We start from the raw sequence: 22,713 nt of genomic DNA, 5'->3' as shown, positions 1-22,713 counted from the left end.
CCGCCTGGCGTCGCCTCGCCGGGCAATGCACCGTGGCCATTTAAGAGTCCGGCCGCCGGGCCGTTGTCCCTAAAGTAAGGCCCTGCAAGCGCGCTTGCACCGGGCCTCCCTTTGACCACGAGCCCCACGACGCATGAGCCGCGCCCTTGCCTGCCATTTTTGCCTCTCAACGCTGGCGCAAGGCGCGCCCCTGCTGGAAAGCAACGGCTCGGCCATTTGCAAGCCCTGCGTCGATGCCTTCTCGGCCGAATTCGCCGAGCGGGCCTGGACCATGGCGTCGTCGCTGGACGAACAGCTGGACGTGCTGCTGGCCGAAAGCAAGCGCGCGCTGGAGCAAAGCGCAACCCTGGCCGAACGCGCCCGCAGCTGCGGCCTGAGCCTGACCGAACTGTCGGCCATGCCGCCGCGCACGCTGTCCTGATCCGGGGAAAGTGCGCGCCGGCAGGGCAGGCCGGTGCGCGGCAGGCCTGTGCCCGCCACCGCGTTCAGGCGCCAAACGCCCCGCTGCGGAAATCCTGATAGGCCTGCGCGATCTGTTCGGCCGTGTTCATCACGAAAGGACCGCGAGCCACGACCGGCTCGCGCAGCGGCAATCCGCCGGCCAGGAACACGCGCATGCCAGCGCTGCCGCTGGACATCAAAATGCCGGAGGGATCGCCGCTTTCCGGCCGGGCCATCCAGACCACCTGCCCCGCCTGCACGGGCCGCTTGTCCGGCCCGACCGTGCCTTCGCCCTCGAGGATATGAAGAAAGACGTTGTAGTCGCCGGGGATCTGCTCTTCGTAGTCTCGACCGGGCTGCATGCGGATGTCCAGCACCGTCACCTTGGCATAGTTGAGCGTGGGCGCCGCGACACCGCCCGATACGCCAGAGAAAATCCGGATATCCACGCCGTCGAGCTGACGTTGCGGCATTTCGCTGCCGATCAGGTCCTGGTAGCGAGGTTCGACCATCTTGTCTGCCGCAGGCAGATTCACCCACAGCTGCAACAGGTGCACGGTCTCTTTCGCGACGGGCACTTCATTATGAAGAATGCCTCTGCCGGCGGTCATCCATTGCGCATCGCCTGGCTGGATCACCCCGCCATTGCCGTGATTATCCACATGCTCAAGATGGCCTTCGAGTACGAAGGTCACGGTTTCCATGCCGCGGTGCGGGTGCGTATCGAAGACGCCCTTCGGAAACCAGTCTTCGGCCATCAGCAGAAACGGATCGTTGAACGCCCAATCCCCGGGGGCGATGAGCTGACGCGCGCAATGCAACGCGTTGATGCCCTGATGGATCGACGGATTGTCGATGCGATGAACTGCGCGTTGATTGATGTCGGTCTGCATGAAGAGCTCCATTGGTGAAGGAAGATCCGGCGGCCAGGACCTGCCGGCTGACTCCCACCGTAGCCCGGCACTCAGCGTCCCAGAATTAGATCTTTCCAAAAATACGTGGAACACACCGTTTCACCCCAGTGATACTGAGATAACCACTCGTCGCGCACGGTCCTTTTGAATCGCTCGACATAGGCATTCTGCTGCGGCTTGGCCCGCCACTTGTAGAACGCTGCCGAACTGATGCCCAGCTCGCGGCATAGCTCGGGCGCTGCCAAGCCTGCCTCGGCCCGCTTGATCGCTTCGATGATCTGGCCGTCTGTGAATCTCGACTTCTTCACGCTGTAGAACTCTTCAACGAGAAAATTCTACTTCTGGATGCGACGCCTCTATGGGGGGATTTCCGTGGCGGGGCCACCCATAGGCCGCGAGCGCGCGCCCAAGAAAAAAGCGCCGCTAAAATCTAGCGGCGCTTTCTGCAAAATTAGGGTGGTGGGCTGAGCGAGACTCGAACTCGCGACCAACGGATTAAAAGTCCGCTGCTCTACCGACTGAGCTATCAGCCCGACCGAAGCCAGAAATTATGGCTTATTTCCAGAATCTTGTCAAAAAATAGAGTCACAGACGAGTCTGCGCCGCAACAACGACAGGGCTACCGCCCCGGGCCGGTGCTCGCTGGCCGCCGCAGGCCACGACCACCGGTACAGCGCGGCATTTCCTGCGCGCAATGAAAAACGGCCGCTTGCGCGGCCGTCTGGCATGGTGGGGACTGCCGCTGGCTTACCAGGCAGCAACCACGGCGCCCTTGAACTTGGTCTCGATGAATTGCTTCACGGCCGGGCTGTGGTAGATGCTGACCAGCTTGGCGAACTCGGGACGGTCCTTGTCCTTTTCACGCACGACCAGCACGTTGGCGTACGGCGAATTGGGCGATTCCTGGGCGATGGCGTCCTTGGCCGGATTCAGGCCGGCTTCCAGCGCAAAGTTCGTGTTCACGGCCGACGCATCGGTGTCGTCCAGCGAACGCGGCAGCTGGGCGGCGTCCAGTTCGATGAAGCGCAGCTTCTTGGGGTTCTCGATCACGTCGATCGGGGTCGCCTTCAGGCCCGCTTCCGGACGCAGCTTGATCAGGCCGTTGGCCTGCAGCAGCAGCAAGGCGCGGCCGCCGTTGGTCGGATCGTTCGGCAGCGCGATGCGGGCGCCGTCCTTCAGCTCGGCCAGCGACTTGATCTTCTTGCTGTAGATGCCGATGGGGAAGATCACGGTCTTGGCGATGCTGACCAGCTTGTAGCCGCGGTCGGCGTTGGCGTTGTCCAGGTAGGGCTGGTGCTGGTAGCTGTTGACGTCCAGGTCGCCCGAGGCGAGCGCGACGTTGGGCTGCACGTAGTCGGTGAACTCGATCACCTGGATGTTCAGGCCCTGCTTGGCGGCTTCCTGCTTGACCACGTCGAAGATCTGGGCGTGCGGGCCGGCGGTGACACCCACCTTCAGCGGCTTGTCCTGGGCCAGCGCGGGCTGGGCGAATACGGCGGCGCCGAGGGCGAACGCGGCCAGCGACTTCAAAACCTTGATGCTCATGTTGCGAATATCCCGAATGTCGGAAGTAGAGGAAGAATGGCCCTGGATGTTCAGCGGTGCGAAATTCGGCGCACGTAGCGGTCGCCCAGGCTTTGGATCAACTGCACCAGCACGATCAGCACGATGACCACGGCGGCCATCACGTCGGACTGGAAGCGCTGGTAGCCGTAGCGGATCGCCAGGTCGCCCAGGCCGCCGCCGCCGATGGCGCCGGCCATGGCCGAATAACCGATCAGGCTGACCACGGTGACGATGGTGGCGGCGATCAGGCCGGGCAGCGCCTCGGGCAAGAGCACCTTCATGATGATCTGCATGGGCGATGCGCCCATGGCGCGCGCGGCGGTGATCAGGCCCGGATCGACTTCGCGCATCGCGTTCTCGGCAATGCGCGCCATGAACGGAATCGCAGCCACCGACAAGGGCACAATGGCCGCGGTGGTGCCGATGGACGTCTGGGCCACCAGGCGCGTGAACGGAATGATCGCGACCATCAGGATCACGAACGGCACCGAACGCGTGGCGTTGATGACCGCGCCCAGGGCGTGGTTCACCGGCTGGTTCTCCAGCATGTTGCCGCGCGCGGTGACAGTCAGGATCACGCCCAGCGGAATGCCGACCAGCACCGCAATGGCGCTAGCCACACCCACCATCAGCAGGGTGTCAAGCAGCGACGTAATAAGCAGGTCGATCAGTTGCGGGCTCATGAGCAATTTCTTCAACGGTAATGTCACGGGCGGTCAACGCGGCAATCGCGTCCTTGACCGCGGCGGGGGTGCCTTGCGCCAGCACGAACATCGTGCCTACGGCCACGCCCTGGATGTCTTCGACGCGGGCCTGTACCAGGCCGACGTCCAGCGAATACTGCGTGGACAGGTCGGACAGGAACGAGCCCGACGCGTCGGTGCCGGTCAGAGACAGGCGCAACAGGCGCACGGCCTGGCCAGGCTTGGCCGCGGCCAGCGTCTCGATACGCTGCTTCACGGCGGCCAGCGTGGCGTCGGTCAGGTCCGACGCGGTAGCCGCCGACACCATGGCGCGGGTCACTTCGTGGCGCGGCTGCGCGAACACTTCGCGCGTGCTGCCCATTTCAACCACTTCACCTTGCGACAGCACGGCCACGCGGTCGCAGACCTCGCGCACCACTTCCATCTGGTGCGTGATCATCACGACGGTCACGCCGGTCTTGCGGTTGATGTCGCGCAGCAATGCCAGGATGTTGTGGGTGGTTTCAGGGTCCAGCGCGGACGTGGCCTCGTCGCTCAGCAGCACATCCGGGTTGTTGGCCAAGGCGCGTGCGATACCCACGCGCTGCTTCTGCCCGCCGCTGATCTGGCTGGGATAGCGATCGCGCAGATGCTCCAGGCCCACCAGGGCCAGCAGGCGCTCGACGCGGGCGGGAATTTCATTCCTGGCCACGCCAGCGATTTCCAGCGGCAGCGCCACGTTGCCGTACACGGTGCGGCGCGACAGCAGGTTGAAGCCCTGGAACACCATGCCGATGCGGCGGCGCTGGGCGCGCAACTGCGCTTCGTTCAGGCCGGTCAGCTGCTGGCCGCCGATGGCAATGGTGCCTTCGTTGGGGCGCTCAAGCAGGTTGATGCACTGGACCAGCGTGCTTTTACCGGCCCCGCTGGGGCCGATGATGCCGAAGACCTCGCCCTGCTGGATGTGCAGGTTGATGCCGCGCAGCGCCTGGAACTGGCCATGCGGCGTGGCGTAGGTCTTGGATAGGTTCTCGATCTGGATCATGGCAAGCGATTTTGTATCTTTTCTCTTCTAAAGAGAACGACCGTTTTTTCCATTTTTTATAACTAACAGTAATATAAAATACGTCCGCACAAAGACGTAAAGGGCAGTCGGGAAGGAAAGCCTTCCTGACTGCCCTTTTGTTCGGGGGTGGCCGGTAGCCGGCCACTCCGGGATCAGCGAGCGCGCGAGATGCGCACTTCAGCGCCGCGGCGCTTGACCTCGAGCCCCTCGGACGGCGAGATGCGCAAGCCTTCCAGGCCCTTGATGTAGCTGGAGCCCTGCATCTGCATGACGCGGATCTTGTTGCGCATGACCACCGGGTTGTGCACCGGCATGCCGAACATCCACACTTCGTCCAGGATGCGCGCCGAATTGAACTCGCCCGTGTGCTGCGCGGCAGGTCCCAGACAGAGCATGTGCCCTTCCCGGCCGAACACCGGGAACTGGCCCAGGTCGCAATCGATGGTCCAGGTGGTGCCGCCTTCGTAGCGGTGGCCGGTGTTCAGGTCCCACCAGGCGTCGCCCTTGGGCAGGTACACCCGCACCTGCTTGCCCGGCTCGGTGATCGGCGCCACCAGCAGGGCCGGGCCCAGCAGGTATTGCAGATCCCATTCGTGGGCATGCGGGTCGTTCGGGAACGACAGCGCCATGGACCGCTGCACCGGCAAGCCGGTGCGCGCGGCGTCTTCGATGGCGCCCAGCACATAAGGCACCAGGCGATAGCGCCATTGCATCCAGGTCTTGACCTGGGCCAGGGTCTCGTCGCCGAAGTCCCAAGGCATCAGGCCGGCCACGCCCTGGAAGGAGAAGTTCGCCGAGAACACGCCGGCGGTCAGCCAACGCAGGTAGAGCTCGGGCGTCATGCCGGCCGCGCTGCGCGAGGCCGTGCCGATGCCGTGCACCTGCACGGGCAGGCCCGAGGCGCCGATGGACAGGGCCGTACGCAAGGTATGGCGCAGGCCGTCCCAGGAATTGTCGACCTGCGGCCCCACCTGCCACGGCAGGCGCTGCGCCGCCGGGAACAGGTCGGTGCTGGGCACCACCCCTTCGGGCGGTACCTTCAGGCCGGCAACCGCGTCGAACAGTGCGCGGCGCACCAGCAGCGGATACATGCTGCGCAGCGCCGCGCCGGTTTCGCCGTTGCGGGCGTTGACGCCGTCGGGGATGGCGATCTGGGCATCGCACGCGGGCGCGTCCAGGCCGTCTTCGATCAGTTGGCGATGGCGCTCGACCCACAGGTTGTAGATGTCGCGGTAGGTCAGGTCCAGCAGGCCATAAGGCTGACCCGAGGTGGCGGCGTTGCCGTCGAACACCTGTGCCGAGCCGTCGTCCTTGGCCAGCAGCCAGCCGCGGTCTTCGAGTTCCTCGAACAGCGGGCTGGTCTTGATCACGCCCGGGAAGCCCGAGGCGGCCACGTGCACGTTGTGCTTGTGGAACAGCGCCAGCATCTGCTTGGCGTCCGGGAAGCGCTGGGCATCCCATTCGAACACGGCCTTGTCGGACTGGAAGCCCCAGGCCGCCGGCTGCGTTAGCGTGACGGCGTCGACCGGGATCTGGTTTTCGCGCATGCGGGCCACCAGCGCCACGGTCTGCGTCGGCATTTCGCCGCTGGCCTGCTGCAGCCACGCGCCCATTGCCCACAGCACCGGCTGGCCGGCGCGGCCGGTCAGGGCGGTGTACTGATTCAGGATTTCGGCGGGCTCGCCGGCAAACAGGAAGACGTCGAGCACGGCATCGTCGACACTGACGATGTAGGCCGAATCGGCCGGCGCGGCGCCCACCGAGTGCTGCACCCGGCGCATCGCGTTGACGTACACGCCCCAGCCTCGCGGGCTCCATGCCAGCGGCAAGGCGCGATGCTCGGGGTCGTCGGAAACGACGGATTCGTCGCGACGGTTCAGGTCGCCCGGGGTTTCGCCCAGGCCGTAGACGCGCTCGTCCGGCAGCAGGGTGAACCCCGCCGTCCAGGAAGCATCGTCGGCCTGGTCCAGCGCGTTGTACCCAAATGCGGGCGTATGCGCGGAAACCTCGGACTCGAACACCCGCGCGTCATTGCGATACAACGCAATTCGCACGGGGTTGGATTGGATCTCCAGGGCAACGTCGCCCTGGGTGATGCGCCAACCGTCCCCGCCTTCGCGTGGCGCGATGGCGGCCTCGCCCACGGCCTCTTGGCGCGCGAGCAGCATTTCAGCCACGGCGCGCGCACGCGCGCCGGGCTTGTCATCGGTAAGGTGGTTCGCCTCGCCGCAGCGCAGGCGAAAAACACCAGGCGCATGCGCCTCGACTACCAGGTGCAACCCATCGCCCGCGTCGAAATCGATGCGACTGGGGCGGGACGTCAGCAGCTCGATGTTGTCGAGCTGGGTAGTATGGGCAAAGTCGAACTTGGGCGGCACAGAGCATCCCCCGGCTTAAGCCAAAAACCATCAAAAGACGCTATTTTGACGGATTTGAGCTTTGAAATAAACTCGGTCCCTCTTCTGGACAGCGATATCATCCAAAAAAGGGGGCACAAAGCCCCCGCCAACGCTTGCCCGGCCAACCGCCGGGGCGCCGCCGGAACGCCAATTTTGAGCCCAAAGCGGGCTATTTGGCGCCAAATCCTGGCATTTCCCGCAATTCTACGCCACCTGGCCCGACTCCCCCCGGGGCCCTGAAGTTTTTTTCAGCGCGGCAAAATAAGTTGGGTCAGATCGGTTTCAAGCGGTGACGGTTCGCCGCAAAGGCGCGCGGCGATCAGGTCCCCCATCAATGCCGACCACGACAGCCCGCGTGACGCGTAACCGGCGGCCAGCCACAGGCCCGGCGCATGTGCCAACGCCCCTACGGCGGGCAGCCGCCCCGGCAGCACCGCGCGCCATCCCGCCCAGCCCGGCAGGCTGCCCGGCACCAGGGCGTCGAACTCCGGAAATGCGCCGCCCAGCAAGCCCGCCGCCTTGTCCAGCGTGACCCGCTGCCCCTCGGCCCCGATGCTCGCCTGGGTCGCGCCATGCACATAGGTGCTGCCCACCACGCAACCGGCCCCGGTGTCGGGCAGCAGATAGCCTTCGCCCCCCACCACGCAGCGGGGGCCGCCCGCCAAGGCTGCTGCCGGCACCAGGGTCACTTCGCCGGCCAGCGCATGCATCTGCGCCACCCGTGGCAGGGGCGCCAGCAAGCCGCTGGCCTCCAATACCGCCTGCGCCCCGAAGGCATTGGCCAGGATGACGGTGCCGGCTCGCGCCAATTCGTGGCCCGCCGCGTCCAGGACACGCCAGCCGGCCCCCTCGGCCACCACCCGCCCCACCGCGCGTGGCACGACCTGCACCCCGGGCGTGGTCAGCAACGCGGGGATCAATTTGTCGGGCTGCACCAGCATGCCCTGGCCAAAAAACACGCCGCCGCGCGCCAGCGGCAGACCTGCCAACGCGCTGGCTTCGTCGCGGCTGACTTCACGGACCCACTCCTTGGGAAGGGCCAGGGTTGCCAGCGTGCCAGCCAGCGCGGCCGCCCGCCCCTCGTCGCGTTCCAGCTGCACGGTGCCGCAAACGGTCGGCGCCGCGCCGACAGGCAAGCCTGCCCACCGCGCCAAGGCCCGGGCGCTGCCCGCGCGCGACAAGCGCGCCCGCGCGTTGTCGTCCCGCGCCAGCACAGGCGTCAAGGCCGCCGCGGCATGGCCTGCATGGGCAGCCATACCGTGCGCCAACGCCGCATCCAGCACCGTCACGCGCCACCCGCGCAGCGCCAGCGACTGCGCCATTCCCGACCCGGCCAGCCCCGCGCCGACCACCACGGCATGGCGGTCGGCATCGGCCACGGCTGGCGCACCCGCCGCGGCGCCCGACGCAGCCACCGCTCCCACGGTCATGTGCCATTTGCCGCCATAACCCGGCGCCCTGCGTGCCTCGAATCCCGCATCCTGCAAGGCCTGCCGCAATTCGCCGGTGCACGCCCAGGTCGCCACGGTGGCGTCGGCCGCGGCCAGCCGCGCCAGCGCCTTGAGCAGTGGCGTCTGCCACATGTGGGGATTGCGTTCGGGCGCAAAGCCGTCCAGGAAGTAAGCGTCCACCCTGGCCGACAAGCGTGGCGCCAGCGTCTGCGCATCGCCAAAACCCAAGGTCAGCGTCACCGCGCCGCCTTCGAACTCCAGTCGATGCAAGCCCGGCAGCAGGGGCGGCCATTGCGCGGCCAATTGCCCGCCCAGCGACGCCAGCGAATCGGGCGCGTGCCGCGCCAGCAACGCCTCGAGGTCTGCGCGCCCAAACGGATGCGCTTCCAGCGACACCACATGCAGGGCGCGCGAACGCTGCGGATCGTCACGCCACGCGCGCCACAGCGCCAGGAAATTCAGTCCCAGGCCAAAACCAGTCTCGCAGACCGTGAAGGCGTCGCGCCCACGCCAGCGCTCAGGCAGGCCATTGCCGCGAAGAAACACGTGTTCGGCCTGCCCCAGCGCGCCCGACGGCGAGTGGTACACGTCGCCATAGACAGGGCTGTAAAGGCGGCCCTGCGCGTCGAATGCAGCGACGGCGGGGAGTAGCGGCACATAGGAAGAAGACATGAAAACCAGCGAATTTGACGAATGCCTGACGGAGAAGATTATCGGACGGCGCGACCGGCTTGCGTTGGATCGACGCCACGCACCACACCGCTTTTGCGGCCGCGGCCACGAATTTGACGCATACCTGGGCTTACACTCGATTCATGGAAACCTATGATCAGCCCCGCTCGCTGGCTTCGTCCATTGACCTGTGCGCCGCGATCGACGCCGCGGTCACAGCGGCGCATGCCGGTGCCGCCATCCTGCAATCCTACGCGCATCACCGCGCCGATCTCGTGATCGACCGCAAAGCGCGCAACGATCTCGTGTCGCAGGCTGACCGCGAAGCCGAGGCCGTCATTATCCAGGAGCTGCAGGCCCGCACGCCCAAGTTCGGCATCGTCGCCGAGGAAACTGGCGGCCAGGCCCAGGGCATCGCCACCTGGTACATCGATCCGCTGGACGGCACCACCAATTTCCTGCACGACATCCCCCACTATGCGGTCTCCATCGCCCTGATCGCGCATGCCGGCACGGCCGTCTCGGCCAACGAACGCCTGGCCGTCGACACGCCCGTCGTCGGCGTGGTCTACGACCCCTGCCGCGAAGAACTCTTCACCGCCGTGTACGGCCTGGGCGCGTGGCTCAATGGCCGCCGCATCTCGTGTTCACGCACCCGCACGCTCGAAGACTCGGTACTGGCCACGGGCTTTCCGTTCCGTGACTTCTCTTTCGCCAGCCAATACATGCCGATGCTGCATGACGCCATCAACCGTGCGCGTGGCGTACGGCGCATGGGCGCAGCCGCGCTGGACCTGGCCTGGACGGCCTGCGGCCGCTATGACGGCTATTGGGAAATGGGGCTCGCCCCCTGGGATGTGGCCGCGGGAACGCTGATCGTGCGCGAAGCGGGCGGCGCCTGCAGCGACATGCATCGCACCGATTCCTGGCCCATCGGCGGACGCGTGGTGGCGGGCAACCGCGACATCGAACGCGCCCTGCACGACATGATCGCCCCGCACCTGGACCAGCCGGGCTGACGCCCGGCCGTCCGGCGGCACATCAGGTCAAGCCGCTTGACCCTGCGGCGCAGCCGCCTTGACTTCGGCATCGGGGCGCAATTCACGCCGCAGGATCTTGCCGACGTTGCTCTTGGGCAGTTCATCACGGAACTCGACGAAGCGCGGCCGCTTGTAGCCAGTCAGCTTGTCCTTGCACCACGCCTGCACCTGCGCTTCGGTCAGCGCCGGGTCTTTCTTCACCACGAACACCTTCACGGCCTCGCCCGAATGCTCGTCCGGCACGCCGATGGCGGCGCATTCCAGCACGCCGGGCATTTGCGCCACTGCCGCTTCGACCTCGTTCGGATAGACCTTGAAGCCGGACACCGTGATCATGTCCTTCTTGCGGTCGACGATACGCGTGTAGCCCTTGTCGTCCATGATGCCGATATCGCCGGTTCGGAAGAATCCGTCGGCCGTCATGGCGTGGCGAGTTTCGTCCGGCTTTTGCCAGTAACCCAGCATGACCTGCGGCCCGCGGATGGCCACCTCGCCCCGCTCGCCCAGCGGCACCTCGTGGCCGGCATCATCAAGAATCGCCACCTCGGTGGACGGCAACGGCAGGCCGATGGACCCCGAATACGCGGTGGCGTTGGTCGGGTTGACCGTGGCCACCGGCGATGTCTCGGACAACCCATAGCCCTCTACCAGCGGCCGCCCGGTGATCTTGAGCCAGCGCTCGGCCACCGCCTGCTGCACGGCCATGCCGCCGCCCAGGGTCAGCCGCAAGCCGGAAAAATCCAGCTTGGCGAAGTCGTCATTGTGGGCCAGCGCGTTGAACAGTGTATTGACGCCCGGGAACACGTTGATGGGCGTCTTGCGCCACGCCCCGATCAGCGAAGGCTGATCGCGCGGGTTGATGACAAGCACGTTGCGCATGCCCGCATGCAGGCCATACAGGCCGCAGACCGTCATGGCGAACACGTGGTACAGCGGCAAGGCGCTGAGAATGGTGATCTGCTGGCCTGCCATGTCGTGCAGCGCGGGGCTGGCCACGGCTTCCATCTGCATCACGTTGGCGGTCAGGTTGCGGTGCGACAGCATCGCGCCCTTGGGCACGCCGGTGGTGCCGCCGGTGTATTGCAACACCGCCAGGTCATCCATCGAAATGGCCGGCGCGGCGAACGGCAGCCGCGCGCCCTGGGCCAGCACCTGCGGCAGCATCAGCGCGCCGTCGATGCGCCAGGCGGGCACCAGCTTCTTGATATAGCGGGCCGCCAGGTTGACCAGCGGCGCCTTCAGGCCGCCGAGCAGGTCGCCCGGGCCCGTCACCACAATATGCTTGAGCGCACCGCGGTCGGACACGCTTTGCAGCGTGTGCGCGAAATTCTCGAGAATGACGATGACGGACGCGCCGCTGTCCTGCAACTGGCGCTGCAGTTCGTCGGCGGTGTAGAGCGGGTTGACGTTGACCACGGCGTGGCCGGCCCGCAGCGTGCCCAGCATGGCGACCAGGTAGGCCGGCACATTGGGCATCATCAGCGCGACCCGTGAGCCCTTGGGCAGCCCCAGGCTTTGCAGCCAGCCGGCGAACGCCCGGGCATGCGCATCCAGCTGCGCATAGGTGATGTCGCTGCCCATGGCGGTCAGGGCGGTGCGGGACGCATACTGCTTGCAGGCGCGGTCCAGCAGGTCGGTCAGCGAGGTGTAGCCGTCAGTGGAAATATCGGCGGGAACCCCTTGCGGGTAATGGGCAAGCCACGGGCGGGTCATGGTGTTTGTCTCCATTAAATTGGCTTTTGATTGATGATAACCTTGTTGCGTTCCCAAATTCCGCTTGATCCCTCCCATGAAACTGCTCGAACCCATCGTCGCCTGGCACCACGACATCTCCCAGATCCGACGCGACATCCACGCGCACCCTGAACTGGCCTTCGAGGAATTCCGCACGGCGGACGTGGTGGCGGCCAAGCTTGAAGAATGGGGCATCGAGATCCACCGCGGCCTGGGCGGCACGGGCGTGGTCGGCATCATCCGCGGCGACCAGCCGGGCGAACGCGCCGTCGGCCTGCGCGCCGACATGGACGCCCTGCCCATGCAGGAAGCCAACACCTTCGACCACGCCAGCAAGCACGAAGGCAAGATGCACGCTTGCGGCCACGACGGCCACACGGCCATGCTGCTGGCCGCCGCGCGCTACCTGTCGCAGCACCGCGACTTCGCCGGCACCGTCTACGTCATCTTCCAGCCCGCCGAAGAAGGCGGTGGCGGCGCCAAGCGCATGATCGACGACGGCCTGTTCACCCGTTTCCCCATGGAAGCCGTGTTCGGCATGCACAACTGGCCCGGCATGAAGCCCGGCCAGTTCGGCGTCACCGCCGGCCCCATCATGGCCTCCAGCAACGAATTCTCGATCGTGGTCAAGGGCAAGGGCACGCACGCCGGCATGCCCAACCTGGGCATCGATCCCGTCATGGCAGCCGTGCAACTGGCGCAGTCGCTGCAGACCATCATCACGCGCAACCGCAATCCGCTGGATGCCGCCGTGCTGAGCATCACGCAGATCCACGCGGGCAGCGCCGACAACGTCGTGCCCAACCACGCCGAACTGCGCGGCACCGTGCGTACCTTCACGCTGGACGTGCTGGACCTGATCGAACGCCGTATGGAAGAAATCGCGCGCCACACCTGCGCGGCCATGGATTGCGAAGTGCAGTTCACCTTCCAGCGCAACTACCCGCCCACCATCAACCACCCCGACGAAGCCGCCTTCTGTGCTGACGTCATGCGCGACATCGTCGGCGACGACATGGTCAACGACCACGTCCAGCCCACCATGGGCGCCGAAGACTTCGCCTTCATGCTGCAGGAACTGCCAGGCGCCTATGTCTGGATCGGCAACGGCACGGGCGACCACCGCGCCGCCGGCCACGGCCTGGGCCCCTGCATGCTGCACAACGGCAGCTACGACTTCAACGACGACCTGCTGCCGCTGGGCGGCACCTACTGGGTGCAACTGGCGCTCAAGCGCCTGGCCAAGGCCTGATCATCCAGGCCTGGCTCACGGCCTGCCCCGCCCCCACCGCCAGGCACATCGCCAGGAAGCGCCGGGCGGCGCGGGCCGCCGCATCGGCATGCGGCACCAGGATGCTCAAGGTGCGCGTCAGCGGCCGGGGCAGCAGCCGCAAGGCCGCCAGCGCGCCGTCTTCATGCCGCATCGACATCGCCGACACAAAGCCCACGCCCAAGCCGGCGCGCACCGCCTGCTTCACGCCTTCCACTCCCGCCAATTCCAGCCCGATCGACGGCGCCAGCCCGGCATCGGCAAACGCGCGTTCGACCAGCCGCCGTACCCCTGAACCCGGTTCGCGCATCACCAGCGCCGACGCGGCCAGATCCCGCAACGTGACCGCCCCCTTGCCCGCCAGGGCATGGTCGGCCCGCACGATCGCCACCACCTCGTCCTGCCGCCAGGCGTGCACGGCCGTGTCGGCGGGCAGGCCGGCCGGGACATCGCCTTCGATGAAGGCCAGGTCCAACGCTGGCAGGCGCTCGACGATTTCGCGGGTATTGCCATCGGACAGATGCAGGCTGACCGCCGGAAAGGCATGGCGGAAGTCAGCCACCAATGCCGGCAGCAGATAGCTGGCCGGCGTGGTGCTGGCCCCCAGGCGCAACGCGCCCGTTTCCAGCCCGCGCCAGGATTCGCGCACGGCCTGCGCCTGCCGGTATACCTGGCGCAACTGCCGCGCCTGCTCGGCCAGGCGCTCACCCGCTTCGGTCAGCACAATACCGTGGCCGCTGCGGCGGTACAGCGGCTCGCCGAACCATTCCTGCAAGGCCCGCAGCTGGCCGGACACCGCCGGCTGCGACAGATGCAGCGCCAGCGCGGCGCGACTGATGTTGCCCGCATCGGCAACCGCGGCAAAGGTAAGCAGTTGGTCTGGGGTCATGAAGGGGTCCGATCAAGGGGGCAAAGGGCGGTTGCTCCGATTAAATATCAGAATTCTTGATATTACATATTCAAAATAAAGATTTTTCAAATAACAGGTCGGAAATTAATATTTCGTCTAGTTATTTAGATATGCCCAAAGGCCCGCCATGAGCTCCGCCACCAGCGCCACCGCCCTCTCTTCCTCTTCGACCGCCGCCCCCGCGGCCACCGCCACTCCCTGGCGCGACAAACTCAACGGCGTGCTGTTCGTCGGCCTCATGGCCGCTGCCGTCATGCAGCTGGCCGACCTGCCCGCCATCCGCCAGCTGGGTTTCTCGCCGCTGGTCGTCGGCATCGTCTGCGGCATGCTGTACGGCAACTTCCTGCGCGGCACCATGCCGGTCGACTGGGGCGTGGGCGTCAACTTCACCGCACGCCGCCTGCTGCGCATCGCCGTGGCCTTCTATGGCCTGAACATCAGCATCCAGCAGATCGCCGCCGTGGGCCTGCCCGGGCTGGCCGTGTCGGTGGCGGTGGTGGTGGGCACGCTGTTGATCGGCACCCTGGTGGGCCAGCGCCTGTTGGGCCTGGACCGCGACACCGCCATGCTGACCGCCGCCGGCAGCGCCATCTGCGGCGCGGCCGCCGTGCTGGCCTTCGAGCCGACCTTGCGTGCCGCCCCGCACAAAAGCGCCGTGGCCGTGGCCACCGTGGTGCTGTTCGGCACCCTGTCCATGTTCCTGTATCCGGTGCTGTACCACGCGGGCTGGCTTCAATTCGACACCCAGGCCCTGGGCATCTATATCGGCGGCACCATCCACGAAGTGGCCCAGGTCGTCGGCGCCGCCAGCAACATCGACCCGGCCACCACCGAAGTCGCCACCATCGTCAAGATGACCCGCGTTGCCCTGCTCGTGCCGGTGCTGCTGGTGCTGGGCCTGTACCTGCGCAGCGCCGCCAGCCACGCCGGCGGCCAGGCCAAGGGCGCCAAGCTGCCTATTCCCTGGTTCGCGGTCGGTTTTCTGGTCCTGGCCATCATCAACTCGCTCAACATCATCCCGGCCGACCTCGTAGCCGCCATCCGCCGCCTGGACGTCTTCGCACTGACCATGGCCATGACCGCGCTGGGCATCGAAACCCGCTTCGCCCAGATCCGCAAGGCCGGCCCCCGCGTGATGGCGCTGGGCCTGATCCTCTACGCCTGGCTGCTGGTGGGCGGCTACGGCATCGTCAAGCTGGCTTCGTGATCCAGCGATAAACCGCTGCGACAGCCCCCCGGCGCGCGCCCGGGGGTCATGTTTTTCCTGCATAATCGGCTGGTTGCCTTGCATTGGAGCCGGCCGCATGACCTCCAGCACCAAAACCCCCTTCACGACTTTGCCCGCCGATCGCGACGCGGTGTTGCGCGTCATGCCGATGCCGGCGGACGCCAATATCCACGGGGACGTTTTCGGCGGCTGGATCATGTCCCAGGTCGACATCGCCGGGTCCATCCCCGCAGCCCGCCGCGCAGCGGGGCGCGTGGCCACCGTCGCCGTCAACGCCTTCCAGTTCAAGCAGCCTGTCTTCGTGGGCGACCTGCTCAGCTTCTACGCCGCGGTCGTCAAGACCGGCAAGACCTCCGTTACCGTGTCCGTCGAGGTCTACGCCGAACGCCAGCGGCTGGACGCCGAAGTCGTCAAGGTCACCGAAGCCACGCTGACCTACGTGGCCACCGACGAAGCGCGGCGCAGCCGCCCCCTCCCTATTCTTTGAGCCGTAACGCATGACGCAGTCCGCCGCCGCGCAGAAACCGCCTGCGACGCCCCGTCGCCTCGACCCGGAAGACGCGCAACACGCCCTGGCGGAAGTCCAGGAACGCCTGCGCCGCCAGCAGCTGGTCGCCGATCTGGTCCATCGCCAGGAAGAAGGCGATGCCAAGGCCACCCTGGTCGAAGACCTGGTGCATCGCCAGCACGAGGCTGAACTCAAGACCCTGCTCGACGGCCTGCACCCGGCGGACATCGCCTTCATCCTGGAATCGCTGCCCAAGGACGAACGCCAAGCCATCTGGAAGCTGGTCAGCCCCGAGCACGACGCCGACGTGCTGCTCGAAGTCGAAGACTGGGTGCGCGAATCGCTGATCGAAGCGATGGACCGCCAGGACCTGGTGGCCGCCACCGGCAACATGGATGCCGACGAGCTGGCCGACCTGGCGCCCGACCTGCCGCCGGACGTCGTCGCCGAAGTCCAGAAGGGCCTGACCGAAGAAGAGCGTGCGCAACTGCTGGAAGCCATGGGCTATCCGGAAGACAGCGTCGGCGCCATCATGGACTTCGAAATGGTCCGCGTGCGCGAAGACGTCACGCTGGAAGTCGTGCTGCGCTACCTGCGCCGCCTGCACGAACTGCCCGACCACACCGACCAGATCTTCGTGGTCGACCGGCAAGACAAACTGCAAGGCATCCTGCCACTGTCGCGCCTTCTGGTCAGCGAACCTGAAACCGAAGTGCGCGCGGTCATGAATTCGGACTTCCTGGCGCTCAACCCGCTCGACTCCGACGCCGACGCCGCTGGCGCCTTCGAACGCTACGATCTGGTGTCCGCCCCCGTGATGGACGACCAGGGCCGCCTCATCGGCCGCGTCACCATTGCCGACGTCGTCGACGTGATGCGCGAAGACTCCCAGGAACAGGCCCTGTCGCGCGCCGGTCTGCAAGAAGAAGACATCTTCGCCCCCGTCAGCACCGCGCTGCGCAACCGTGCGCCCTGGCTGCTGTTCAACCTCTGTACCGCGGCCACGGCGTCGTTCGTGGCGTCGCAATTCGAAGGCACGGTCAGTCAGATCGTCATCCTGGCATTCCTGATGTCCATCGTCGCCGGCATCGGCGGCAACTCGGGCAACCAGACCATGACGCTGATCATCCGCGCCCTGGCCATGGGCCGCATCACCGGACGCAACCTGTGGCAACTCGTCAAGCGCGAACTCTTCGTCACCCTGATGGTGGGCTTGTGCGGCAGCGTGGTCGCCGCCCTGTTCGCCTGGGCCATTTCGCATTCGCTGTCGATTGCCCTGGTCATGATGGCCGCCATGATCTGCAACATGCTGGTCGGAGCGTCGGTCGGCGTGCTGGTGCCCATGCTGCGGGCCCGCTTCGGCAAGGATCCGGCAATGGGCTCGTCGGTGCTGCTCACCTTCGCCACCGACTCGCTGGGCTTTTTCATCTTCCTGGGGCTGGCGACCATTTTCCTGCTGTAGCGCGTCCGCAACGGGCGTGCGCATCATTGTTTCATCGGGTGTCATCCGCTGCCATTTGACAGCTATGTGACAGTAAATATGAAAGGCGCTCCGTTACAGTAACGGAATCGTCATCCTATTTTTCGTTCCACCCATGACCGCCAGACTCCGGGCAGCCTTTTTTTGCCTGCTGCTCTCGACCTTCAGCGCCGCCGCGCACGCCTGTGACAACTTGCCTTCCTGGGCGCAGTCCGCCTGTAACCGGATCGACCAGATCTGGACCGAAGGCGGCAATGACCTCTACTTCAGCGGCTATGCGTGGCACAACCGCGCCATGTACAGCCGCGAGAAGATCAACAGCTTCAATGAATTGGCTTGGGGCGGCGGCTACGGCCGCAGCATCTATGACGAAGACGGCGACTGGCAGGGCCTGTACGCCATGGCGTTTCTCGACTCGCACAGCAAGGTCGAACCCATCGCCGGATATGGCTTCCTGAAAATCGGCCGCGTGAGCGAAAACGTCCGCCTGGGCGCCGGCTACACGGTATTCCTGACGGCGCGCCACGACATCATGAGCTACGTGCCGTTCCCCGGCGTACTGCCGCTGGTCTCGGCCGGCTACAAGGACACCATGCTGTACGCCACGTACATCCCGGGTTCGCGAGGTGCGGGCAACGTGCTGTTCATGTTTGGCCGCTGGTCGTTCTGACGCGGCCACGCCACAGGATTTCGTCTGATATTACGGGGCCGACAGGCCCCGTTTTTTGTGTCGACAGCGGCCTGCCGGCCACGCATCAGCAGGGCTGCAAGCCCAGCCTGCGCACCAGCTCGCCCAGGCGCCAGTCGTCAATGCCGTGGGCTCGCAAGGCCCTTTCGGTTTCCACCACGTAGTCCAGGCAAGGCCCGGAATGCCCGACCGCGTTGCGCACCGAGGTCAGCAGACGGTCATCGGACAGGTCGGCAGCGTACTCCTGGCAAGCACGGTTCAAGAGGAACACCAGGCCGCGCACGGGCGCCTGCTCGGTATGGCAGGCCAGCCAGCGGGGGGTATAGGCGCCGGTGACCATCTCGCGGCGCCACAACGCCTGGAAAACGGCCGGCACGTCGCTCGCGGCGATGAGGAAGGCCACGCCGCGGCAACAGCCGCCACGGTCCAGGCCGAACACCAATCCGGGATTGTCGGGAGAACCGCGATGGTCGTGCGACCACAGGCACAACGACCGGTGATAACCCCGCACCGTCGCCAGGCGACGCTCGCGCCAGGCAAAACCGGGATGCCATATCAGGGAACCGTAGGCGAACACCCACAGGTCGTCGGTGCCGTTCCATCCAGCCAAAAGCTCGTCTACCGACGCAGGTTGCGTCTTCGCCAATCCGGCGCAGCCGGCGGGTACTGCCAACGACATAGGGTCCTCTGATATCCCGGTTCATTCCATAGGAGGAATGACGGATATGCTACGCCGCCTGCCGCGCAAAAGAATTGCGAGATTGCCGTCTCGCAACACCCCGAAAGAAATTTGTATTCCCGGGAAGGGGCCGCAGGGGAAAAAAATTGCGCGGCCCGCACCCGGGCTGATTGCCGAGGTGCCGCCCCGCCCCAGCGCTAGACGGCGTCCAGCGGCAGTTCGGTGGTGCTCTTGATGACTTCCATCGAGAAGCTGGCGCTGACGTCCAGAAGGTCCACCGCCGCGATCAGGCGGCGATAGAAGCGGTCGTAGGCCGCCATGTCTTCGACCACCACCTTAAGCAGGTAGTCAATATCGCCCGCCATGCGGTGAAATTCCACCACATTGGGCAGCGCCATGACCGCGTTGATCAGGCTCTGCGTCCATTTTTCATTGTGCTGGCTGGTCTTGATGGACACGAACACGGTCAGGTTCAAGCCCAGCGCGCGCGGGTCCAGCAGGATGGCGTTGCGCGCGATGACGCCGTCGTCCTTGAGCTTCTGGATGCGGCGCCAGCAGGGCGTGACGGACAGATTGACCTGCTCGGCGATTTCGGCAACCGAGCAGGTGGCGTCCTTCTGCAGCAACGCCAAGATCTTGATGTCCGTCTGGTCCATGGGGTTTCCTCAAGCGATATCGGCCCAATCTTGCCCTGTCGACCTGCGCCCGTCCAGCCGTGGAACACCCTTGCCAGGCCATCGGCTCAATAGGTGCCCGGGTAGCCGCCGCCATCGAGCAGGATGTTCTGCGCGGTCATGTAGCTGGCCTGCGCCGAGCACACATAGGCGCACAGTGCCCCCAGCTCTTCCGGCTGGCCGTAGCGGCCAGCGGGGCTGGCGCGGCCGCGCTCGTCCCACAGCTGCTCGAAGGTCTTGCCGGTCTGTTCCAGCATGCCGCGGATGTGGCGGGCCTGCGCATCGGTGGCGAACGCGCCGGGCAACAGGTTGTTGATGGTCACGTTGTGGCGCACGGTCTGGCGCGCCAGACCGCCGACAAAGCCGATCAGGCCCGCGCGCGCGCCGTTGGACAGCCCCAGCTCGGCGTGCGGCGCCTTGACGCTGCGCGACACGATGTTGACGATGCGCCCGAAGCGCCGCTCGATCATGCCGTCCACCACGCGGCGGATCATGTCGATGGGACCCAACATCATCGAATCCAGCGCGGCGATCCAGTCCTCGTGGCTCCAGTCGCGGAAATCGCCCGGCATCGGGCCATCGGCGTTATTGATGAGAATGTCCGGATGCGGACACGCGGCCAGCGCGGCCTCGCGCCCCGAGTCCAGCGTCAGGTCGGCCGACACCCAGCCCACCCCGTTGCCCGTTTCGCGGGAAATCTCGGCCGCGGCCTGTTCCAGCGTCTGCGGATTGCGGGCGGCGATGGTCACCGCCACGCCCTCGCGCGCCAATTGCAGGGCGCACGCGCGGCCCATGCCGCGGCTACCGCCGAACACCAATGCGGTCTTGCCGCTGATACCCAGATCCATGCCAGACTCCCCAGAGTTGTGCCAAGAAGCGGATCAGTATAGGAGCGCCGGGGGACCTGCGGGATGGAATTTTTTTCCAATCTTCCCCGCCAAACGGGCGAATTTGGCAAAGGCATTCCACGGCAAATCCCTAAGATGAAGGCTTGTCATTCAGGGGGATACGCATGCCTTCTGTCCAACTTGCCGCCTCCGATCTGCGCTCGCTCTGCGAGTCGGTGCAGGCTGCCCAGCTGAATGCGGCACGCGCCCTGCTGCGCGACCTGGCCGCCAGCGTCGCCAATGCCGGCGACATGCTGCAAAGCCTGCCCGAAGACCTGCGCGCCGGTCGCGCCGACACCTACACCCGCCACATTGCCTATGCCGATCCGCATGGCGCCTTCACGGTGGCCTACCTGATCTGGCGTCCGGGGCAATTCAGCCCGGTACATGGCCACAAGACCTGGTGCACCTACCAGGTCCTGCAGGGCGAGCTGGCCGAAACCCACTACCGCTGGGATCCCGATGCGGCCGCCGCCATCGCCTGCGGCGAGGCCCGTCGCCGTCCTGGCGACATCGTCACCGCCACGCAAGGTTTGCGCCAGATCCACCGCCTGGGCAACGCCGGCCCCGGCATCGCCGTGTCGCTGCACATCTACGGCGTCGACCAGGCCGACCTGTGCACCGGCGTCAATCACCTGGTGCCCACGCCCGCGGCGCACTGAACGCGAAAAAAAACAGGGCCCGCAGGCCCCGTTGTCGTTAGCGCATCAGCCCATCCACTGACTCACCGGCGCCGCCGTGTCCTGCAACGGCTGCGCCACCACGTCGATCAGCGTCGGGCCGTCATGCTCCATCGCCGCCTTGATCGCCGCGTCCAGCTTGGCCGGGTCTTCCACCCGCCAGGCCTTCACCCCATAGGCGTCGGCGATACGGGCGTGGTCGGTGCGGTCGAAGTCCACGCTGTAGTAGCGCTTGTCGTAGCCGGCCTTCTGGCTGGCCTTGATCCAGCCGTAGACCGAGTTCGAAAACACGATCATCAGCAGCGGCGCCTTGTGGCGCACGATGGTTTCCAGCTCGCCCACCGTGAAGCCAAAGCTGCCATCGCCCATCACGGACACGCACTTGGCCTGCGGCCGGCCCACCCAGGCGCCCAGCGCCGCCGACATCGAGAATCCCAAGGCGCCATGTGCACGATTGGTGATGAAGTGACGGCCGGGGCGCGAGACATCGTAATAGGCCGAAAAGTACGGGCAAGGCGTGCCCGGGTCCGCGCACACCACCGCGTCATCGGGCAACAGGCGATTCAACGACTGCACCACGCGCTCGGGGCGGATCGGCGCATCCAGGCTGGCGGCCAGGGGTTCGAGCTGCGCCCGGCGCGCGGCCTTGGCACGGCCTGCCAGTACGGCACCATCCGCCGCATCGGACGGCCGGTGCGCCAGGCGCGCCTGCACTTCGGCGCCCAAGGCTTCCAGTGCCAGCTTGGCATCGCCCACCAGGCCGACCTCGGTCAGGTAGTTGGCGCCGATCACCATCGGATCGATGTCGATGTGCAGGATCGGCACATCGCGATTCGGAAAGCGCCAGTGTTCGGTCGACGTGGACCCTGCACGGCACCCCACGAACAGCACCACGTCGGCCGCAGCCACCACGTCGCGCGTCGCCATCACTCCCCCGTTGGAACCCACCACGCCCGCATTCAACGGATGCGTGTCGGCCAGGCTGCCCTGCCCGCTCACGGTCACGCAGACCGCGGCTTTCAAGCTTTCGGCCAATGCCTGCAAGGCGCCGCTGGCACCGGCGATCACCACACCGCCACCGCAGATGATGACGGGCGAACGCGCGCCCACCAGCCGCTGCGCGGCACGCGCCACGTCGGCCGGGTCCGGCGCGAAGCGCAGCGACGGAAACCGCGCGTGTTCGGGCTGCGCCCACACGTCGGCCGCGTCCACCTGCTGCTTCATCACGTCATACGGAAAGCACAGGTGCGCCGACCCGGGCTTGCCGGTCGTCATCGCACGGAATGCGGCGCGCACCATGCCGGGAATCTGGTCCGCGCGATCGATCGTGCGGTTCCATTTCGTCAGCGGCCGGTACAGGGCTTCCTGGTCCAATTCAGTCAACGGGTACTTGCCGCGCGAGCCCACCGCCACATCGGACGTAATGCCCAGCACGGGAATCGACGACTCGTTGGCCTCGACCAACCCGGGCAACAAGTAGGTCGCGCCACCGCCGCTCGGGCCTTCGCAGACGCCGACCTTGCCGGTCACGCGGGCATAGGCGTCGGCCATGTAGCCGGCGCTGCGCTCGTCGCGAGTCAGCACGTGCTGCATGCCGTGGTCCAGGCGATAAAGCGCGTCGTAGAACGGCAGGCTGGTGTCGCCGCACAGGCCAAAAATGTGTTTGACGCCGTTGTGTTGCAGCATCCGCACCATTGCTTCGGCGCCGGTCAAGTTATCCATGTCTTCTCCACGCGATGCGCG

Annotated in this window: 20 protein-coding genes, 1 tRNA gene and 2 pseudogenes; 8 read left to right on the top strand and 15 right to left on the bottom strand. The window is 66.1% G+C overall.

Annotation, left to right across the window (positions count from 1 at the left end; genetic code table 11):
• The first annotated feature begins 133 nt into the window (after positions 1–133).
• Positions 134–421: an MSHA biogenesis protein MshH gene (locus tag AC3WMR_RS28775; RefSeq protein WP_492266533.1), complete on the top strand. Its 288-nt coding sequence runs from the start codon at positions 134–136 to the stop codon at positions 419–421.
• A 64-nt stretch (positions 422–485) separates the two neighbouring features.
• Here the strand turns inward: AC3WMR_RS28775 and AC3WMR_RS28770 are convergent, their stop codons facing one another.
• The 9 genes and pseudogenes from AC3WMR_RS28770 to mnmC form a co-directional block, all read right to left on the bottom strand.
• Positions 486–1,334, bottom strand: a complete 849-nt coding sequence (locus AC3WMR_RS28770; RefSeq protein WP_492266534.1) for a pirin family protein — start codon at positions 1,332–1,334, stop codon at positions 486–488.
• Positions 1,335–1,405: 71 nt separating this feature from the next.
• Positions 1,406–1,528 (bottom strand): annotated as a pseudogene (locus AC3WMR_RS28765) (hypothetical protein); the annotation flags it as partial.
• Between the two features lie 3 nt (positions 1,529–1,531).
• Positions 1,532–1,663: pseudogene (locus AC3WMR_RS28760) on the bottom strand (transposase); the annotation flags it as partial.
• A gap of 149 nt (positions 1,664–1,812) precedes the next feature.
• Positions 1,813–1,888 (bottom strand) — tRNA-Lys (locus tag AC3WMR_RS28755).
• Positions 1,889–2,102: 214 nt separating this feature from the next.
• Entirely contained in the window at positions 2,103–2,900 is a 798-nt protein-coding gene (locus AC3WMR_RS28750; protein ID WP_199164342.1) for a MetQ/NlpA family ABC transporter substrate-binding protein, read from the bottom strand.
• Positions 2,901–2,950: 50 nt separating this feature from the next.
• Positions 2,951–3,604: a methionine ABC transporter permease gene (locus AC3WMR_RS28745; RefSeq protein WP_006392981.1), complete on the bottom strand. Its 654-nt coding sequence runs from the start codon at positions 3,602–3,604 to the stop codon at positions 2,951–2,953.
• Complete coding sequence (locus AC3WMR_RS28740; RefSeq protein WP_025136655.1) at positions 3,561–4,649, bottom strand: methionine ABC transporter ATP-binding protein; 1,089 nt, start codon at positions 4,647–4,649, stop codon at positions 3,561–3,563. Before AC3WMR_RS28740 ends, AC3WMR_RS28745 begins: the two co-directional genes overlap by 44 nt.
• A gap of 173 nt (positions 4,650–4,822) precedes the next feature.
• Complete coding sequence (locus AC3WMR_RS28735; protein WP_492266535.1) at positions 4,823–7,048, bottom strand: glycoside hydrolase family 31 protein; 2,226 nt, start codon at positions 7,046–7,048, stop codon at positions 4,823–4,825.
• A 269-nt stretch (positions 7,049–7,317) separates the two neighbouring features.
• On the bottom strand, positions 7,318–9,192 hold the full coding sequence (gene mnmC, locus AC3WMR_RS28730; RefSeq protein ID WP_492266536.1) for a bifunctional tRNA (5-methylaminomethyl-2-thiouridine)(34)-methyltransferase MnmC2/FAD-dependent 5-carboxymethylaminomethyl-2-thiouridine(34) oxidoreductase MnmC1: 1,875 nt from the start codon (positions 9,190–9,192) through the stop codon (positions 7,318–7,320).
• A gap of 143 nt (positions 9,193–9,335) precedes the next feature.
• Here mnmC and AC3WMR_RS28725 point away from each other — a divergent pair, with 143 nt between their 5' ends.
• Complete coding sequence (locus AC3WMR_RS28725; protein ID WP_492266537.1) at positions 9,336–10,211, top strand: inositol monophosphatase family protein; 876 nt, start codon at positions 9,336–9,338, stop codon at positions 10,209–10,211.
• 27 nt (positions 10,212–10,238) lie between these two features.
• Here the strand turns inward: AC3WMR_RS28725 and AC3WMR_RS28720 are convergent, their stop codons facing one another.
• Positions 10,239–11,945, bottom strand: a complete 1,707-nt coding sequence (locus tag AC3WMR_RS28720) for an AMP-binding protein (RefSeq protein ID WP_492266538.1) — start codon at positions 11,943–11,945, stop codon at positions 10,239–10,241.
• A 76-nt stretch (positions 11,946–12,021) separates the two neighbouring features.
• Between AC3WMR_RS28720 and AC3WMR_RS28715 the strand changes: the two genes are divergently transcribed.
• Positions 12,022–13,218 carry a M20 aminoacylase family protein gene (locus tag AC3WMR_RS28715; protein WP_492266539.1) on the top strand — a complete coding sequence of 399 codons (1,197 nt, stop codon included), beginning with the start codon at positions 12,022–12,024 and terminating at the stop codon, positions 13,216–13,218.
• Here AC3WMR_RS28715 and AC3WMR_RS28710 read toward each other — a convergent pair.
• Complete coding sequence (locus tag AC3WMR_RS28710; RefSeq protein ID WP_492266540.1) at positions 13,196–14,125, bottom strand: LysR family transcriptional regulator; 930 nt, start codon at positions 14,123–14,125, stop codon at positions 13,196–13,198. The genes AC3WMR_RS28715 and AC3WMR_RS28710 overlap by 23 nt on opposite strands.
• A 148-nt stretch (positions 14,126–14,273) precedes the next feature.
• On the opposite strand from AC3WMR_RS28710, the gene AC3WMR_RS28705 reads away from it, so the two are divergent.
• The 4 genes from AC3WMR_RS28705 to pagP all read left to right on the top strand — a co-directional run bounded on the left by AC3WMR_RS28705 (position 14,274) and on the right by pagP (position 18,032).
• A complete protein-coding gene (locus AC3WMR_RS28705; protein ID WP_492266541.1) occupies positions 14,274–15,353 on the top strand; it encodes a YeiH family protein in 1,080 nt (359 codons plus the stop codon).
• A gap of 97 nt (positions 15,354–15,450) precedes the next feature.
• Positions 15,451–15,861, top strand: coding sequence for an acyl-CoA thioesterase (locus tag AC3WMR_RS28700; protein ID WP_025136647.1), 411 nt, complete (start codon positions 15,451–15,453; stop codon positions 15,859–15,861).
• Between the two features lie 10 nt (positions 15,862–15,871).
• Positions 15,872–17,344, top strand: coding sequence for a magnesium transporter (gene mgtE, locus AC3WMR_RS28695; RefSeq protein ID WP_025136646.1), 1,473 nt, complete (start codon positions 15,872–15,874; stop codon positions 17,342–17,344).
• 133 nt (positions 17,345–17,477) lie between these two features.
• Complete coding sequence (pagP, locus tag AC3WMR_RS28690; RefSeq protein ID WP_492266542.1) at positions 17,478–18,032, top strand: lipid IV(A) palmitoyltransferase PagP; 555 nt, start codon at positions 17,478–17,480, stop codon at positions 18,030–18,032.
• An 85-nt stretch (positions 18,033–18,117) separates the two neighbouring features.
• Here the strand turns inward: pagP and AC3WMR_RS28685 are convergent, their stop codons facing one another.
• The 3 genes from AC3WMR_RS28685 to AC3WMR_RS28675 form a co-directional block, all read right to left on the bottom strand.
• Positions 18,118–18,729, bottom strand: coding sequence for a gamma-glutamylcyclotransferase (locus AC3WMR_RS28685; protein WP_492266543.1), 612 nt, complete (start codon positions 18,727–18,729; stop codon positions 18,118–18,120).
• 197 nt (positions 18,730–18,926) lie between these two features.
• Positions 18,927–19,385: an Lrp/AsnC family transcriptional regulator gene (locus AC3WMR_RS28680; protein ID WP_025136643.1), complete on the bottom strand. Its 459-nt coding sequence runs from the start codon at positions 19,383–19,385 to the stop codon at positions 18,927–18,929.
• 86 nt (positions 19,386–19,471) lie between these two features.
• The gene (locus tag AC3WMR_RS28675) at positions 19,472–20,251 is read right to left on the bottom strand and encodes an SDR family oxidoreductase (RefSeq protein ID WP_025136642.1); all 780 of its coding nucleotides are present in this window, start codon (positions 20,249–20,251) and stop codon (positions 19,472–19,474) included.
• Between the two features lie 164 nt (positions 20,252–20,415).
• Between AC3WMR_RS28675 and AC3WMR_RS28670 the strand changes: the two genes are divergently transcribed.
• Positions 20,416–20,952, top strand: a complete 537-nt coding sequence (locus tag AC3WMR_RS28670) for a cysteine dioxygenase family protein (protein ID WP_492266544.1) — start codon at positions 20,416–20,418, stop codon at positions 20,950–20,952.
• Between the two features lie 45 nt (positions 20,953–20,997).
• On the opposite strand, the gene AC3WMR_RS28665 is transcribed toward AC3WMR_RS28670, so the two are convergent.
• Positions 20,998–22,692: a thiamine pyrophosphate-binding protein gene (locus AC3WMR_RS28665; protein ID WP_492266545.1), complete on the bottom strand. Its 1,695-nt coding sequence runs from the start codon at positions 22,690–22,692 to the stop codon at positions 20,998–21,000.
• Positions 22,693–22,713 lie beyond the last annotated feature (21 nt).

Source organism: Achromobacter sp. FW305-C-28 (genome assembly GCF_058783235.1).
The sequence above is the reverse complement of the archived record's forward strand: the minus strand, read 5'-3'. Positions and strand labels throughout refer to the sequence as shown.